Annotated in this window: 16 protein-coding genes; 8 read left to right on the top strand and 8 right to left on the bottom strand. The window is 71.0% G+C overall.

The annotated features are described in order from the left end of the window. Nucleotides 1–84 precede the first annotated feature (84 nt). The gene (locus OU415_RS29240) at nt 85–759 is read right to left on the bottom strand and encodes a uracil-DNA glycosylase (protein ID WP_270952568.1); all 675 of its coding nucleotides are present in this window, start codon (nt 757–759) and stop codon (nt 85–87) included. A gap of 374 nt (nt 760–1,133) precedes the next feature. Here OU415_RS29240 and OU415_RS29235 point away from each other — a divergent pair, with 374 nt between their 5' ends. After that, nucleotides 1,134–2,468, top strand: coding sequence for an MFS transporter (locus OU415_RS29235; RefSeq protein WP_270952567.1), 1,335 nt, complete (start codon nt 1,134–1,136; stop codon nt 2,466–2,468). 61 nt (nt 2,469–2,529) lie between these two features. On the opposite strand, the gene OU415_RS29230 is transcribed toward OU415_RS29235, so the two are convergent. After that, nucleotides 2,530–3,519, bottom strand: coding sequence for a thiamine-phosphate kinase (locus OU415_RS29230; protein WP_270952599.1), 990 nt, complete (start codon nt 3,517–3,519; stop codon nt 2,530–2,532). Between the two features lie 73 nt (nt 3,520–3,592). On the opposite strand from OU415_RS29230, the gene OU415_RS29225 reads away from it, so the two are divergent. From OU415_RS29225 to OU415_RS29215, 3 genes are all read left to right on the top strand, one after another. Continuing rightward, a complete protein-coding gene (locus OU415_RS29225; protein ID WP_270952566.1) occupies nt 3,593–3,826 on the top strand; it encodes an Lrp/AsnC family transcriptional regulator in 234 nt (77 codons plus the stop codon). Nucleotides 3,827–3,970: 144 nt separating this feature from the next. Beyond that, entirely contained in the window at nt 3,971–4,504 is a 534-nt protein-coding gene (locus tag OU415_RS29220; RefSeq protein WP_270952565.1) for a DUF3515 domain-containing protein, read from the top strand. Nucleotides 4,505–4,544: 40 nt separating this feature from the next. Next, entirely contained in the window at nt 4,545–5,255 is a 711-nt protein-coding gene (locus OU415_RS29215; RefSeq protein ID WP_270952564.1) for a metallophosphoesterase, read from the top strand. A 58-nt stretch (nt 5,256–5,313) separates the two neighbouring features. On the opposite strand, the gene OU415_RS29210 is transcribed toward OU415_RS29215, so the two are convergent. Then, nucleotides 5,314–6,405 carry a D-alanine--D-alanine ligase family protein gene (locus OU415_RS29210; RefSeq protein WP_270952562.1) on the bottom strand — a complete coding sequence of 364 codons (1,092 nt, stop codon included), beginning with the start codon at nt 6,403–6,405 and terminating at the stop codon, nt 5,314–5,316. Nucleotides 6,406–6,619: 214 nt separating this feature from the next. Further along, nucleotides 6,620–8,026: a MocR-like pyridoxine biosynthesis transcription factor PdxR gene (gene pdxR / locus OU415_RS29205; RefSeq protein ID WP_270952561.1), complete on the bottom strand. Its 1,407-nt coding sequence runs from the start codon at nt 8,024–8,026 to the stop codon at nt 6,620–6,622. A 60-nt stretch (nt 8,027–8,086) separates the two neighbouring features. On the opposite strand from pdxR, the gene OU415_RS29200 reads away from it, so the two are divergent. Genes OU415_RS29200 through OU415_RS29190 form a run of 3 tightly spaced genes read left to right on the top strand, consistent with a single transcriptional unit; the run spans nt 8,087 to nt 9,793 of the window. Further along, nucleotides 8,087–8,740, top strand: coding sequence for a pyridoxamine 5'-phosphate oxidase family protein (locus OU415_RS29200; RefSeq protein ID WP_270952560.1), 654 nt, complete (start codon nt 8,087–8,089; stop codon nt 8,738–8,740). Then, nucleotides 8,737–9,159 carry a GNAT family N-acetyltransferase gene (locus OU415_RS29195; protein WP_270952559.1) on the top strand — a complete coding sequence of 141 codons (423 nt, stop codon included), beginning with the start codon at nt 8,737–8,739 and terminating at the stop codon, nt 9,157–9,159. The genes OU415_RS29200 and OU415_RS29195 overlap by 4 nt, the downstream gene beginning before the upstream one ends. A 7-nt stretch (nt 9,160–9,166) precedes the next feature. Then, the gene (locus tag OU415_RS29190) at nt 9,167–9,793 is read left to right on the top strand and encodes an FMN-binding negative transcriptional regulator (RefSeq protein WP_270952598.1); all 627 of its coding nucleotides are present in this window, start codon (nt 9,167–9,169) and stop codon (nt 9,791–9,793) included. Nucleotides 9,794–9,826: 33 nt separating this feature from the next. On the opposite strand, the gene OU415_RS29185 is transcribed toward OU415_RS29190, so the two are convergent. From OU415_RS29185 to OU415_RS29170, 4 genes are all read right to left on the bottom strand, one after another. Continuing rightward, entirely contained in the window at nt 9,827–10,309 is a 483-nt protein-coding gene (locus tag OU415_RS29185; protein ID WP_270952558.1) for a cysteine dioxygenase, read from the bottom strand. Nucleotides 10,310–10,619: 310 nt separating this feature from the next. Next, nucleotides 10,620–11,729: a cystathionine gamma-lyase gene (locus OU415_RS29180; RefSeq protein WP_270952557.1), complete on the bottom strand. Its 1,110-nt coding sequence runs from the start codon at nt 11,727–11,729 to the stop codon at nt 10,620–10,622. A 563-nt stretch (nt 11,730–12,292) separates the two neighbouring features. Further along, nucleotides 12,293–13,300 (bottom strand): NAD(P)H-dependent glycerol-3-phosphate dehydrogenase, encoded by a 1,008-nt coding sequence (locus OU415_RS29175; protein ID WP_270952556.1) that lies wholly within the window; start codon nt 13,298–13,300, stop codon nt 12,293–12,295. Then, a complete protein-coding gene (locus OU415_RS29170) occupies nt 13,287–14,063 on the bottom strand; it encodes a lysophospholipid acyltransferase family protein (protein WP_270952555.1) in 777 nt (258 codons plus the stop codon). The genes OU415_RS29175 and OU415_RS29170 overlap by 14 nt, the downstream gene beginning before the upstream one ends. A 112-nt stretch (nt 14,064–14,175) precedes the next feature. On the opposite strand from OU415_RS29170, the gene cofC reads away from it, so the two are divergent. Beyond that, on the top strand, nt 14,176–14,714 hold a 539-nt coding region (gene cofC, locus OU415_RS29165; RefSeq protein WP_270952554.1), incomplete at its 3' end, for a 2-phospho-L-lactate guanylyltransferase.

Below are 14,714 nucleotides of genomic sequence, written 5' to 3'. Positions count from 1 at the left end.
CGCCCCGAGCGCAACTTCCGGCAAGGGCAAATGTACGACCGGGCGGTACTGAAATCCAGACTGGGTGACCAGCGAAAACGGGAGTTACGGGAGCTTCCAGTCGATGGGCTCGACGCCCTTGGCGGCCAGCAGCTCGTTGACCCGGCTGAACGGTCGCGAACCGAAGAAGCCGCGGTCGGCCGACATCGGGCTCGGGTGCGCCGACTCGACGCAGTCCACGCCCGGCATCAGCGGGCGGAGATCGCGGGCGTCGCGGCCCCACAAGATCGCCACCAGCGGCTTGTCGCGGGCGGCGAGCGCGCGGATGGCCTGCGCGGTGACCTGCTCCCAGCCCTTGCCGCGGTGCGAGCCGGGCTTGCGGGGTTCGACCGTCAGGCTCCTGTTGAGCAGCAGCACGCCGCGCTCGGTCCAGGGCGTCAGGTCGCCGCTGGTCGGCTTCGGGTGCCCCAGGTCCTCGGTGTACTCGCGGTAGATGTTGACCAGGCTCCGCGGCGGTGCGACGCCGGGAGCGACCGAGAAGCTGAGTCCCACCGCGTGGCCCGGCGTCGGGTACGGGTCCTGGCCGACGATCAGCACCCGGACCTCGTCGAAGGGCTGCTGGAACGCGCGCAGCACGTGCTCGGGTGCCGGCAGGTACTGGCGTCCCGCCGCGACCTCGGCGCGCAGGAACTCGCCCGCCTCCTTGACCTTCTCCGCGACCGGGGCGAGGGCCTCGGCCCACCCGGCCTCGACGAGTTCGTGCAGTGGACGCGCGGTCATGCAGAGCACCCTAACGAGCCGCCGAGATCGACCGGCGGCACCCCCGAGATCCACCACCCAACTCGCGAATGTGTCGCACGTCACACACGATCGAAGTAACGAATCGCTGCGATATTGGCCACGCCCGTGACCGACCATCACCCGATGGTTGCATTTTCGCTAGTCATCCGGCGAATTCAGCTGTCAAATCCGCAACCCACCGGAGCGCCGTTCAGAGCGCCAGAACAGCGTCCCTTTGCATTAAAGAAATACCATCGGAATGCGCCAATCATGGCCATTTGGTGGCCCGCCAGTGGCTACTCGGCTAGGTTCTGGCGAAGTTGTCGATCGACCACGGCCGTGGACGGCATGACCCGGAGGTGGGCCGCAAAACCATGACTTCGCAGGAGAAAGCCGAAACACCCGAGCAGCGCGCACTGCTGCGCCGCGCGGTCGGCGCCGCCGCAATCGGAAATACCACGGAGTGGTACGACTTCGGGGTATACGCCTACGTCGCGGCCTACGTCGGTCACCAGTTCTTTCCCGGCCCGTGGGAGACGGTCTCCGCCTTCGGCGTCTTCGCCATCTCCTTCCTGTTCCGGCCGCTGGGCAGCCTGTTCTTCGGGCCGCTGGGCGACCGAATCGGGCGGCAGAAGGTACTCGCCCTGACGATCTTGTTGATGTCGGGATCAACATTCGTCATCGGATTGTTGCCGACCTACGACACCATCGGAATCTTGGCGCCGATGCTGTTGCTCCTGTGCCGCTTGTTGCAGGGCTTCTCCACCGGCGGTGAATACGGTGGTGCCGCCACCTACATCGCGGAGTTCGCACCTGACCGCAAGCGCGGATTCTGGGGCAGCTGGCTGGAATTCGGAACTCTGGTCGGATTCGGACTCGGCGCGCTGGTGCCGACAATCCTGATCTTGAACATCGGCACCGACGGAATGGCGGACTGGGGCTGGCGCATTCCGTTCCTGATCGCCGGTCCGCTCGGCGCCGTCGGGCTCTACCTCCGGAGCAAGCTGGAGGACACCCCGGCGTTCAAGGAGCTGGAGGCCACCCACGAGGTCGCCAAATCGCCGCTGAAGGACCTGCTCAAGGAGTGGTGGCGCCAGCTGCTGATCCTGATGGGCATCGTGGTCCTGATCAACATCGCGAACTACACGATCCTGACCTACATGGAGACCTACCTGAAGGACACGCTCAGCGTGCCGGAGGGTCAGGACTACCAGGTCCTGGTGCCGCTGCTGCTCACCGTGCTGTTCATGATGGTGATCATCACGCCGATCGGCGCGCTGTCGGACCGGGTCGGCCGCAAACCGCTGTTCCTGTCCGCGGCGATCTGCTTCATCGTCCTGCCCATCCCGGCGTTCCTGCTGATCGCCCAGGGCACCGTGCTGACCACGGTCTGCGGTCTGGCGCTGCTGGCGATCGGGCACGTGCAGCTGATCGGCCCGCTGGCCGCGACGCTACCCGCGATGTTCCCGACCAAGGTCCGCTACGCGGCCTTCTGCATCGGCTACAACATCTCCACCGCGGCCTTCGGCGGCACCGCGCCGCTGGTCAACGACGCGGTCGTCAAGAGCACCGGCAACACCATGTTCCCGGCGTACTACTTGATGGGCGCGGCGCTGGTGGCCCTGGTGCCGATCCTGCTGATGAAGGAGACCGCGGGGAAGCCGCTCATGCAGCACGCCCCTTCCGAGGCGCCGTCCTCGGCGAGCTGACCCGGTCGCGGAAAAGGGCCCCGGAGCGCTTCGGCGCACCGGGGCCCTTTCACATCTCCACCTAGCGCCAGTGCTCCCAGCCGCTCGGGCCGGCGTACTCGCCGCCGTCCACGGTGACGCCCGAACCTTCGGCGACCACGCCGATCTCCCGCCAGCCCTCCGGCAGCTCCTGCTCCGCCGGGAACGTGGCGATCAGGGCCTGGTCCTCGCCGCCGGTGAGCACCCAGTGCCGGGCGTCGGCGCCGAGCGCCGAGGCGACCTCGGTGAGCCGCTGCGGCACCTCCACCTGCTCGGTGCGCACGTCGATGGCGACCTGCGAGGCCGTCGCGATGTGGCCGAGGTCGGCCAGCAGGCCGTCGGACGTGTCCATCATGGATGTCGCGCCGGCCAGCGCCGCCTGCGGACCGGCCTCGTACGGCGGTTCCGGGACGCGGTGCGCGCCGACCACCGCGACCGGGGAGCGGAACCCCCGCCCGAGCACGGCCAGCCCGGCCGCCGACCAGCCGAGCCGACCGGCCACCGCCACCACGTCGCCGGGGCGCGCCCCGGAGCGGGTCACCGGCTCCCGGCCCTGCAGATCGCCGAGGGCCGTGACGGAGATCGTCAGTGAGGTCGACGACACCATGTCGCCGCCGACGATGCCGATGCCGACCCGCTGTGCTTCTTCCCACATGCCGTCGAGCAGCTCGTCGGCGACGCTCGTGGGCAGGTCCGGGGCGCAGGCCAGCCCGACCAGCACGCCGGTGGGCACCGCGCCCATCGCGGCGATGTCGGAGAGGTTCACCGCGCAGGCCTTGCGGCCCACCTGGTGCGGGGTGGACCAGTCGAAACGGAAGTGCACTCCTTCGACGAGCACGTCGGTGGAAGCCACCACCCGCCCGTCCGGAGCGGCCAGGACCGCTGCGTCGTCCCCGGGACCGAGCAGGGTTCCGGGTGACTGCGGCCGCCCCGCTGTCACCCGGTCGATGAGACCGAACTCACCCAACTGGGAAACGGTCTGTGCGTCCTGCGACGAATCAGGACCCAACTGGGACCTTCCTTCCTTGAGCATCTGCTCGGTCAAATGGGGTAGCTTTCTGCCAGTTTCCTACCCCGAGCACATCGGCAAGACGAAGGGGCACGCCGTGGTTCAGGCATACATCCTCATCCAGACCGAAGTCGGCAAGGCCGCCGCCGTGGCCGGTGAGATCAAGGACTTCGAAGGCGTCATCAGCGCCGAGGACGTCACCGGTCCGTATGACGTGATCGTGCGCGCCGAAGCGGAGAACGTCGACCAGCTCGGCAAGATGGTCGTCGCCAAGATCCAGAACGTGGAAGGCATCACCCGGACCCTCACCTGCCCGGTGGTGCACCTCTGACGAAGCGGTGTTGATGGGCGCCCTCCACCGCGGAGGGCGCCCATCCGCGCGGCCAGGCCGGTGTCCAGCGACGACGGCGGCCGTGCTGTAGTGGACGACGTGGTTCACCAATCAGCGACCGGAGTGCCCCGGCCGGTGTTGATCGTGGCGATCACGCTCGGAGCACTCCTCGCCCTGGCGGTCGCCGGAATCGGCACGTACGGCTGGTACACCGCCCGCCAGGAGCAGCAGGCGGCCGAAGCCGCCGTGAAGGAGCGCCGCGAAGGCCCGCTCCCGCTGGCCCCGATCCCCGCTCCGAAGGCGGAAACGCCGGAGTGCACGTCGGTGATCGACGCGCTGCCGCGCGAGCTGGCGGTGGACGGCACCCAGGTCCCGCGCCGCGAGCTCTCGGCCCCGGTGCCCCGGGCGACGGTGGCGTGGGGCGACGCGGACCACGACCCGATCACGGTGCGCTGCGGCATCGACGCCCCCGCGGAGCTGACGCCGACCGCGCAGCTGGTGGACGTCTCCGGCGTGAGCTGGCTGAAGATCGACCAGGGCGGCGACACCTCGTGGCTGGCGGTCGACCGCCCGGTCTACGTCGCGCTGAGCCTGCCCGGCGAAACCGGAACCGGCCCGCTCCAGGACCTCTCGGCGATCCTGCGCGACAAGCTCCCCAAGCAGCCGGTCTTCCCCTGACGGGACCAGCTGGGCACCGCCGGTGGTTAGCGTGGCGATCATGAGTGCCACCCTGCTCCACGTCAGCGACCCGCACCTGACCGACGACCCCGCCTCCGCGGAGCGGCTGCGGCAGGTGCTCGACCTCGCCGCGCCCCGTCGGCCCGATGCGATCGTGGCCACCGGCGACATCAGCGATCGCGGCAGGCCCGAGGAGTACCGCGCTTTCGCCGAGCTGATGGCGAACCGTCCGCCGTGGATCGCCATCCCGGGCAACCACGACGACCCGGCCACGCTGCGCGCGGAGCTGGCTCAGGAGCAGTGCCCGGTCCTCGAAGTGGACCGGGTTCGGGTGATCGGATTGGACGTCACCGTGCCCGGCGAGGACCACGGCTTCCTCCGCGACGACGTGGTGCGGGCCGCCGGAACCGCGGCGCAGGGCGCGCACCAGGTGGTGCTGGCGCTGCACCAACCGCCGGTCGAGATCGGGCACCCCTTCGTCGACGCGATCCCGCTGACCAATCCCGACGTCCTGGTCGAACTCGTCCAGCGGATCCCGCGCGTGGTGGCGGTCCTGTCCGGTCACGTGCACACGCCGCTGGCGTCCTCGCTGGCCGGCGTGCCGGTGCTCGGCGCTCCGGGTGTCGCGTCCGAACTCGGCGTCGACCCGGATCGCCGGCCGCTCATGGTGGACGACGGTGCCCCCGGGATGGCCCTGCACCACATCGACGACGGCGGCACCGTGACGACGACCTTCCACCACGCCGCTTGAGCAGCGGACGTGGAACGGCCCCGGTCCCCGTTGCGGGGCCGGGGCCGTTCTCAGCTGGTCAGCGCAGGCCGGTGCCGCGGTTGACGGCCGTGTCGATGAGGATGCTCAGCAGGGTCGCGTAGTCCACGCCGCTGTGCGCCCACATCCGCGGGTACAGCGAGATCGACGTGAAGCCGGGCATGGTGTTGACCTCGTTGACGATCAGCTCGCCGGCCTCGGAGAGGAAGAAGTCGACCCGGGCCAGGCCCTGGCACTCCAGCGCGCGGAAGGCGGTCACCGCGTCCGAGCGCAGCTGCTCGATCGCGTCGTCGCCGATCTTGGCCGGGATGTCGAACTCGGTGACGTCGTCGAGGTACTTGGACTCGTAGTCGTACCAGTCGGATTCGCCGGTCACGCGCAGCTCGGCGGGCTGCGAGGCCTCGATCCGGCCGTCCGGGAACTCCAGCACGCCGCACTCGATCTCGCGCCCGACCACCGCGGCCTCGATGATCACCTTGGGGTCGGTGCGCCGCGCCTCGGCGATCGCCGCGTCCAGGTCGGCCCAGTCGGTGACCTTGCTGATGCCCAGCGACGACCCGGCGCGCGCGGGCTTGACGAACACCGGCAGCCCGAGCCGCTCGCGCTGCGCTTCGTCCAGTGTGGACTGGTCGCGGCGCAGCACCTCGTAGGTGCCGACCGCCAGGCCCTCCGCGGCGAGCAGCTTCTTGGTGTACTCCTTGTCCATCGACACCGCGCTGGACAGCACGCCCGGCCCCACGTAGGGCACGTCGGCCATCTCGAGCAGCCCCTGGATGGTGCCGTCCTCGCCGAAGGCGCCGTGCAGCACCGGGAACACCACGTCCACCGACGACAGCACCTCGCCGCCCCGCTCCGGCCCCAGCAGCACCAGGTCGCGCCGCGTGGGGTCACCGGGCAGCGCGATGGCGGTGCCGGACTCGACCACCGGCGCCTTGCGGTCCCGGATCTCCAGCTGCTTCGGGTCGTCGGTGCCCAGCACCCAGGCACCCTCGCGGGTGATGCCGACCGGCACGATCTCGAAGCGGTCCTGGTCCAGGTGCGCGAGCACGCTACCGGCGGACACGCAGGAGATGCCGTGTTCGGTGCTGCGGCCGCCGAAGACGACCGCCACCCGGGTCTTGCGCTGTGTCATGCGCCGGACCCTACCCGGCCAGCCGCATCCCCGTTCCACAACCTGCGCCCGACCCCGACCCCGGAACGAGCACCCCGACACCCACCGCGACCGACCAGATCCCGTCCGTACCGACCCCCGGCTCCCACCATGTGGACCACAGTTTCAATTGAAACTGCAGATCCCACCCACGGCGGATCACAGTTTCAATTGAAACTGCGGGTTCCCGGAGCAGTCAGGGACGGCACAGCCGGGCGATGGTGGGCAGGGCACGGGTCAGGTCTTCGCGGGAGCAGGAGGCGTAGCCGAGGGCGAGGCCGAACCACTGCTGCGGGCCGCAGTGGTGGCGGCGGAGGCCGTCCAGGACCAGACCCCGCTCCCCCGCCTCGGCGACGACCCGCTGCTCGGTTTCGGCGTCCGGCAGGGGCAGGACGACGTGAGCGCCGGCGCGGTCGCCGAACACCTCCACCCCTTCGGCCGCCAGGCCGTCGACGACCAGGGTCCGGCGCTGCGAGAGCTCGCGCCGCAGCCGACGCAGGTGGCGTCCGAGGTCGCCGTTGCGGGCGAACTCCGCCAGGACGCGCTGGCCCGCGGCAGCCGGGTTCGTGCCGGTGAGCGTGCGGCGCTCCACCACCGCTTCGGAAACCCGGTCCGGGGCGAGCATCCAGCCCACGCCCAGCGTCGGCGAGATGATCTTGCTCGTGGTGCCCAGGTGCACGACGACGTCCGGCGCCATCGACGCGAGCACCGGCAGCGGCGCGACGTCGTAGCGCAGCTCCCCGTCGTAGTCGTCCTCGATGATCAGCCACCCCTCGGCCCGCGCCCGCTCCACGAGCGCTATCCGGCGCTCCGCGGGCAGCCGCCCGCCGATCGGGTACTGGTGCGCCGGGGAGCAGTAGACCGCGCGCACGCCTTCCGGGATGGCGTCGACCACGATCCCGGCGTGGTCCACGCGCGCCGGGACCACCCGCGCCCCGACCGATCTCAGCGCGCCGACCGCGCGTTGGTACCCGGGCTCCTCCACCGCGATCGCGTCCCCCGGCTCCAGCACGCTCGACGCCAGCTCGATGACCGCGGCGGTGGTGCCCCCGGTGGCGAGTACGTTGTCGACCGTCAGCCCGCCGAGGACGAGTCCGCGGTGCCGCAGCAGGTGCTCGACGACGGCTTCGCGGTAGGAGAGCACCCCGGCCCGGTGCGGTGTCGAGTCCGGCTCCACGTCGGCCGCCGCTCGCCAGGCCCGCCGCCATGCCGCGCGGTCGATGCCTTCGGCCCAGGGCACGCCGGGCCTCAGCACCACGGTCGGTTCCTGCGGTGTCCGCTCGTCCCGGGACTCGCCGTTCGGCGTTCCGGTCTGCGCGCCGGGCGGGCTGGTCGTGACGTAGGTCCCGGAGCCGTGCCGACCGGCGATCCAGCCCTCGGCGTGCAGCTGCTCGTAGGCGGCAGCGGTCACCGTGCGGCTGACCTCGAGGTGGCGTGCCAGCGCGCGGGTCGACGGCAAGCGGTCGCCGCCGCGCAGCTGGCCGATGGTCGCGGCGTGCCGGAGGGCGTCGGCGAGCTGGACGGCGAGCGGGCGCGGATCGTCGCGGCGCAGGTCGATGGCCAGCTCCAGCAGCGGCGAACTCGCGGGCACGACATGTGGCATTTCGAAATTCTCCCTGATTGGCACTTCGATAATGCCACTTCCCAGATGATCCTGTTCTGCGTGACCCAACAGCTCTCGCCCACGGAACGGTCCACCATCCGCCGCGGCAGCGCACGCGCCCGCACCGAGCGCAGCGACCTGCACGAGGTGCTCGACGCCAGCCTGATCTGCCACCTCGGTGTGCTGGTCGACGGCGCGCCGCGCGTGCTGCCCACCGGCTACGGTCGCATCGGCGACACGCTCTACGTCCACGGGTCCACCGGCGCGCGGAGCCTGCGCGAGGCGGCCGAGGTCTGCGTGACCGTGACCAACGTCGACGGGATCGTCTACGCGCGGTCGGCGTTCCACTTCTCCGTGAACTACCGGTCGGCGGTGATCCACGGCCGAGCCCGCCAGGTCACCGATCCGGACGAGAGGTGGCAGGCGCTGCAGGTGATCACCGAGCACCTGGCCCCCGGGTCCTGGGAGCACGCGCGGCAGCCGAACAAGAAGGAGCTCGCCGCCACCGCCGTCCTCGCGCTCGACCTGACCGAAGCGGCGGTGAAGATCCGCTCCGGCGGTCCGGTCGACGAGGACGAGGACGTCGAAGCGGGCAAGGCCTGGGCCGGGGTGCTGCCGCTGGAAACACGGTGGGGCGCGCCAGAACCGGCCGACGACCTGGCGGCGGACTTCGAAGTCCCGGCGCACGTGCGGGACCGGAGGTACTCGGCATGACCGTCCAGGAGCTGACCGACTTCACCCCGGCGTACCCGGTTCTGCTCGAGCTGCGCCCGAACCTGGGCTCGCTGGAGGACTTCCTGGCCCAGGCCAAGCAGCAGCAGGCGCACGGGTACCGGATGATCGCCGCGTACGACGACGGCGAGGTGGCGGCGGTGGCGGGCTTCCGCGCCGGGCTGTGCTTCGCCTGGGGCCACCACGTCTACGTCGACGACCTGGTCACGGCACCGAGCGCGCGGCGGCGGGGGCACGGGGCCGCGCTGCTGGAGTGGATCGACGCGGAGGCGCGGCGGATCGGCGCCGAGCAGGTCCACCTGGACTCCGGCACGCACCGGCACGACGCGCACCGCCGCTACCTGGCGTCCGGGTTCGCCATCTCGTCCTTCCACTTCACCAAGAAGACGCCGGAGGTGTGAGTTGCTGGTGCACCCCTGGGACGCCGCGCGCGACGACGAGGAGTGGCGGCGGTGGCTGGCCGACGGGCACGACTTCGGGCAGCTCGTGGCCGTCGACCCGGAACGCCGTCCGATCGTGCAGCCGACGCACTTCGCGCTCGACGGCGACCGCGTCCTGATCCACCTCGCCCGGCCGAACCCGATCTGGCGCGCGCTGGAGCACGATCCGCACTGCGTTCTGTCCGTTGTGGACGATTACGCCTACATCCCGGGCCCGTGGCGAGCGGTGGACGTGCCGCCGAGCTCCGGCGTTCCGACCAGCCACTACGCGAGCGTGCAGCTCTCCGGAACAGCGGAGCTGGTGGACGACCCCGAGGGCAAGGCCGCACTGCTGCGTCGGCAGATCGAGCACTTCCAGCCCGCCGGCGGAACCGACGAAGTGCGCGCGCAGGACGGCCCGTTCCACCGGATGCTCAAGGGGATCCGCGGCGTCGTCGTGCACGTCGAATCGGTGACGGCGAAGTTCAAGTACGACGACCACAAACCGGTCGAGATGCAGGAATCCGTGACCCGCAACCTGATCGAGCGCGACGCCCCGCGCGACCGCGCCGCCGCGGCGCAACAACGCCGCCGCAGGCACGAGCGCACCGGCTGATCGACCGTTCCGCGCCGCGACCTGCTGGCGGGCTCAGCCGAGCTGCGTGCCCGTGGGCCGGAGGCCGGTGATCGGGTCGTGGACGTAGGTGGTCATCGGGGTCCGGACCGGGCGGTAGACGTGGATGCTCACCGCCGGGTCCGGCCCGGTGTTGGACACCTGGTGCACGTAGTCCGGGCCGAAGACGCGGGACTGGCCCGCGGTCAACGAGTTCAGCACCTCGGCACCGCCGCCGCGCACCACGCGCTCGGTGAGGTTGCCGGAGATGATGGTGAAAGCACCGGTGGCACCGCCGTGGTCGTGCAGTTCGGTGTGCTGGCCGGGCAGCCAGCTCAGCAGCCAGGCCTCGTAGTGCTCGGTGCGGGCGATCAGGCCGAACCAGCGCTGGTCCGGGTCGTAGCGCAGCAAGTGCGTCCACGAACCGCGGTCGGCGGCGAGCTCTCGGGCGATGCGGACCGGGTGCGCGATCGTCAGATCGGCAGCAGCGGCAAGGGTATTCGGCGGAACGGCGAACACGTGAGGAAGTCCTTCGGGATCGTGCGTGGATTCCGGGTGCGGGCGTGCGGGCACGCGCGGAAACACCCGGGGATTACCGGAGATCGATCAACACGAAGAACACGAACAGAGCGCGCTGGCAACGCGGTGGAGGTCGATGTGACCCCGCCGACCGTTCATCGCGCGCAACAACATGCCGAGAACTCAACCAGCCCCGGACCCGCCACGTCAACTGACCAGCGACATCTCACCCCACGGAGTGTGTCCCGTCCCACCCCGTAGGACACCGCCGGGGACCGGTCGACGCCGACCGATCCCCGGGGCGCGGAGGTCAGGAGAGGGCTTGGAGGACGTCGGCGACCAGGTCTTCCGGGTTCTCGCAGCCCGCGGAGAAGCGGACGAAGCCCGCCGGCACCGGGTCGCCCCACTGGGCCCGGCGGTCGACGGTGCTGTGCAGGCCGCCGAAGCTGGTCGCCGCGACCACCAGTTCGCTGCGCCGGACGAACTCGTCCACCGCAGCCGCGTCGGCCAGCTCGAACCGGAACACCCCGCCCCAGCGGCGCATCTGGCGCTGGGCGAGCTCGTGCGACGGGTCGTCGGGCGAACCCGGCCAGCGCAGGCCCGAGATCTTCGGGTGCCCGCGCAGCGCCTCGACGAGCGCGGCCGCGTTCTCCGCCTGCCGCGCCAGGCGGACGTCGAGCGTGCCCATGCTGCGGTGCACCAACCACGTCTCGAACGGTCCGGGGATCGAGCCGGACAGCGTCCGCGCCCGCAGCAGCCGCTCGGCCAGCTCCGGGTCGCGCACCGACACGTGGCCCATCAGCAGGTCGCTGTGCCCGGACAACGCCTTGGTGTCGCTGGCGATCACGATGTCCGCGCCCAGCTCCAGCGGGCGCTGACCCAGCGGCGTCGCCGTCGTGTTGTCCACCGCCAGCAGCGCTCCCGCGCGGTGCGCGCGCTCGGCGAGCTCGGCGATGTCGCACACGTCGAGCCCCGGGTTCGACGGGGTTTCCAGCAGCACCAGGCGGACTCCGGCGAACACGTCGTCGGTCCACGGCCCGAGGGTGCTGATCTCCCGGACGTCCAGGGCCAGCTCGGTCAGCTCGTCGCGCACGAAGTTCCGGGTGGCGTAGTAGCCGTCGTCGGGCAGGACGAGCTTGTCGCCGTGGCGCAGGACCGCGCGCAGCACCGTGCTGATCGCGGCCATGCCCGAGGGCAGCAGCAGGCAGTGCCCGCCGTCGAGGTCGCCGATCGCCGATTCCAGAGCCCGCCAGGTGGGGTTGCTCGCCCGGCCGTAGAAGTCACCGCCGCCCTGGTAGTCCTCGCCGAGGTGGAACGGGGCGGCGAACACCGGCCCCGGCAGCATCGGGGTCCCGCCGACCGGTTCCGGGTGGCCGCCCCGCACGCAGCGCGTGCCGTCCCCAAGTTCCGAAGTGCTCACAACTCACCTGCCACATCACTCTGCTCAACCATCCCCGCGAACGACGGTGGTCGCAGGTCCAACGATCGCGCGGGCAAACCGAACGACGGCTGCGCACCGGCGAACCCGGCGGCAGCCCCAGCAGCTTCCCCCGACGCCCCCGGCCAGCAACACCCCACCACCCCGTGAGCACTTTGGGTCGCCATAGCAACCCAAAGTGCTCACGGTCCATGGCCAGCACAAACGTGCTCCCAAACCGGCAAAGCCACCCATCGGTACCACCGCCGGAGCACACGCTGAGAGGCAAATCTCATGAACGAACGACCGTCAGGCAAGCGGCGAAGCCGCTTCCAGCGGTAAACCGCACCGCGACGCCGACCAGCACCGCCCGGCAAGGGACCGCATGCGGCGCAGCCGCATAACCCACCCTCGCAACCGGCACCGCCGCGGGTTCTCAGAGGCTTTCTCGCGAGGACAGCCCGTTTGCCGTGTATTGGTCATACACAAAAACGGGATCCCGCAGCGAGAAAGCCTCTGAGGTTCCGCCACCCGCACCGCCACGCAAACCAGCCGCTAAAAAGAAGTCATTCCGCCTTGCGTTCGCGGCCGAGTAGTTCTGCTGCCGCCGGACCTGGTTGCAGGTCTTCGTGGCAGACGCGGTGCACCACGTCGGTGATCGGCATCTCCACGCCGTGGCGGGCGGCCAGCTGGCGGATCGACGAGCAGGACTTCACGCCTTCGGACACCTGGCCGTGCGCCGCTTCCTGCGCTTGCGCCAGGGTCTCGCCGCGGCCGAGGCGTTCGCCGAAGGTCCGGTTGCGCGACAGCGGCGACATGCAGGTGGCCACCAGGTCGCCCAGCCCGGCCAGGCCTGCGAAGGTCATCGGGTCCGCGCCCAGCGCCGCGCCCAGCCGGGTCGTCTCGGCCAGGCCGCGGGTGATCAGCGAGGACATCGTGTTGTCCCCGAAGCCGAGCCCGACCGCCATGCCGCAGGCCAGCGCGATGACGTTCTTGCAGGCGCCGGCGATCTCGATGCCGATCAGGTCGGTGTTGGTGTACGGCCGGAAGTACGGCGTCGAGCAGGCGTGCTGCAGCGCGACGGCGCGGTCGTGGTCGGCGCAGGCCACCACGGTCGCGGTCGGCTGCTCGGCGGCGATCTCCTTGGCCAGGTTCGGGCCGGACACCACCGCGACCTGGTCCATCGGCACGTCGGCGACCTCGGCGATGACCTCGCTCATCCGCTTCAGCGTGCTCAGCTCGACGCCCTTGGCCAGGCTCACCAGCGTCGCGCCCGCCGGCAGCAGCGGCTGCCAGCCGGCGAGGTTCTCGCGCAGCGTCTGGCTGGGCACCGCCAGCACCACTACGTCGGCGTCGTGCACCGCTGCGGCCGCGTCGTCGGTCGCGCGCAGCGACTCCGGGAGCCGGACGTCCGGCAGGTACCCGGGGTTGCGGCGGGATTCGTTGATCGCCTCGGCGACCTCGGCGCGGCGCGCCCACAGGACGACGTCGTTGCCCGCGTCGGCCAGGACCTTCGCGAAGGTGGTGCCCCAGGATCCGGCGCCGAGCACCGCGATCCGCTCAGGCCGCGCCATCGTCGTCCCGCTTCTTGCGCGCGGGGCTGTAGAACTCGTCCGGCTGCTGCTCGCCGCGGATCTCGCCGAGCAGGTCGCCCACCCGGCGCATGGCCAGGTTGGTGACCTCGCGCAGCGCCTGCGGCTCGTTCTCCTTGCCGCGGTAGGCCGACAGGTCCAGCGGTTCGCCGAAGGCGTACTTCACGGTCTTGCGCGGGAACGGGCGGAAGCGCTTCTTGTAGTGGTCGTAGAGGTCGCGGGTTCCCCAGCGCGCGGCCGGGATCACCGGGATGTCGTGGGCCAGCGCCAGCCGCGCCACCCCGACCTTCGGCGTCATCGGCCAGCCGTCGGGGTCCTTGGTGATGGTGCCGTCCGGGTAGATCACGATCGCCTTGCCGCGCTCCAGCGCTTCGTGCGCGTCCCGCAGGCTCTTCTGCGCGTCGGCGGTGCCGCGGTAGACCGGGATCTGCTCCACGCCGACCAGCACGCTCTTGAGCACCGGGACGTTCCACAGCGTGTTCTTGGCCAGGAAGCGCGGCACCCGCGCGGCGCGGTGCACGGTCACCGCGTCGAACACCGGGTCCAGGTGGGAGACGTGGTTGAGCACCAGCAGCACCGGACCGTCCGCCGGGATGTTGTGCAGCCCGCGCACCTCGGTGCGGGCGAGCGCACCGGTCAGCGGGTAGAAAACACCGCGCGCCAGGCCGAGCCAGAACTTGCCCGTGCCCCGCGCCTTCTCGCTGGTCTTCCTCCGCTGGCGCCGGAGGCTCTTCGGTTCCGCCACGGCAACTCCTCACTTGTCCTCGCGAGCGCCCGCAAAGTTACCCCGAACGTCCCCGCACGTCGGCAACCAGTCGGCTCCGCGCCCCTGTCGCCCCGGCCGGGAAGATGGAGGGGTGAGCGCTGACGACCACCAGCCGAGCCGCCGGTTCCCGCAGCAGGACTGCCCCGCGGTGCACCTCATCGTGCCGATCAAACCGCTGCACCGGGCCAAGTCCCGGCTGCTCGGCGCCGCCGACGCGGGCGCGCGCAGCCCCGTCGCGCACGCCGAGCTGGTGGCCGCCGTGGCGTTGGACACAGTGGCCGCGGCTCGCCGCGCCGAGGGCGTCGCCGGGGTCGTCGTGATCACCTCCGATCCGAGGCTGACCGCCGAGTTCACCGCCGCGGGCGTGGACGTGATCCCGGACTCCCCCGCTGCCGGGCTCAACGCGGCGCTGCGGCACGGCGACGCCGAGCTGCGGGTGGCCCGGATCGGGGCGCTGCAAGCGGATCTGCCCGCGCTGCAGCCGGACGACCTCGCCGCCGCCCTCCGCGCCGCCGGGGCGGACCGGTCGTTCTGCCCGGACCGGCACGGCACCGGCACCACGCTGCTGCTGGCCGAGCCGGGGCGCCCGCTCGCTCCGCGCTTCGGCCCCGGTTGGGCCTGCAGCAGCGT

This window comes from Saccharopolyspora oryzae, assembly GCF_027853915.1.
Taxonomy (GTDB): Bacteria; Actinomycetota; Actinomycetes; order Mycobacteriales; family Pseudonocardiaceae; genus Saccharopolyspora; species Saccharopolyspora oryzae.
This window is presented reverse-complemented; position numbering and strand designations above follow the sequence as displayed.

What these genes read in the sequence shown, in the direction of transcription:
- OU415_RS29240 (WP_270952568.1), bottom strand. Translation starts at nt 759, where the DNA reads ATGACCGCGCGTCCACTGCACGAACTCGTCGAGGCCGGGTGGGCCGAG.
- OU415_RS29235 (WP_270952567.1), top strand. Translation starts at nt 1,134, where the DNA reads ATGACTTCGCAGGAGAAAGCCGAAACACCCGAGCAGCGCGCACTGCTG.
- OU415_RS29230 (WP_270952599.1), bottom strand. Translation starts at nt 3,519, where the DNA reads ATGCTCAAGGAAGGAAGGTCCCAGTTGGGTCCTGATTCGTCGCAGGAC.
- OU415_RS29215 (WP_270952564.1), top strand. Translation starts at nt 4,545, where the DNA reads ATGAGTGCCACCCTGCTCCACGTCAGCGACCCGCACCTGACCGACGAC.
- OU415_RS29210 (WP_270952562.1), bottom strand. Translation starts at nt 6,405, where the DNA reads ATGACACAGCGCAAGACCCGGGTGGCGGTCGTCTTCGGCGGCCGCAGC.
- pdxR (WP_270952561.1), bottom strand. Translation starts at nt 8,026, where the DNA reads ATGCCACATGTCGTGCCCGCGAGTTCGCCGCTGCTGGAGCTGGCCATC.
- OU415_RS29195 (WP_270952559.1), top strand. Translation starts at nt 8,737, where the DNA reads ATGACCGTCCAGGAGCTGACCGACTTCACCCCGGCGTACCCGGTTCTG.
- OU415_RS29175 (WP_270952556.1), bottom strand. Translation starts at nt 13,300, where the DNA reads ATGGCGCGGCCTGAGCGGATCGCGGTGCTCGGCGCCGGATCCTGGGGC.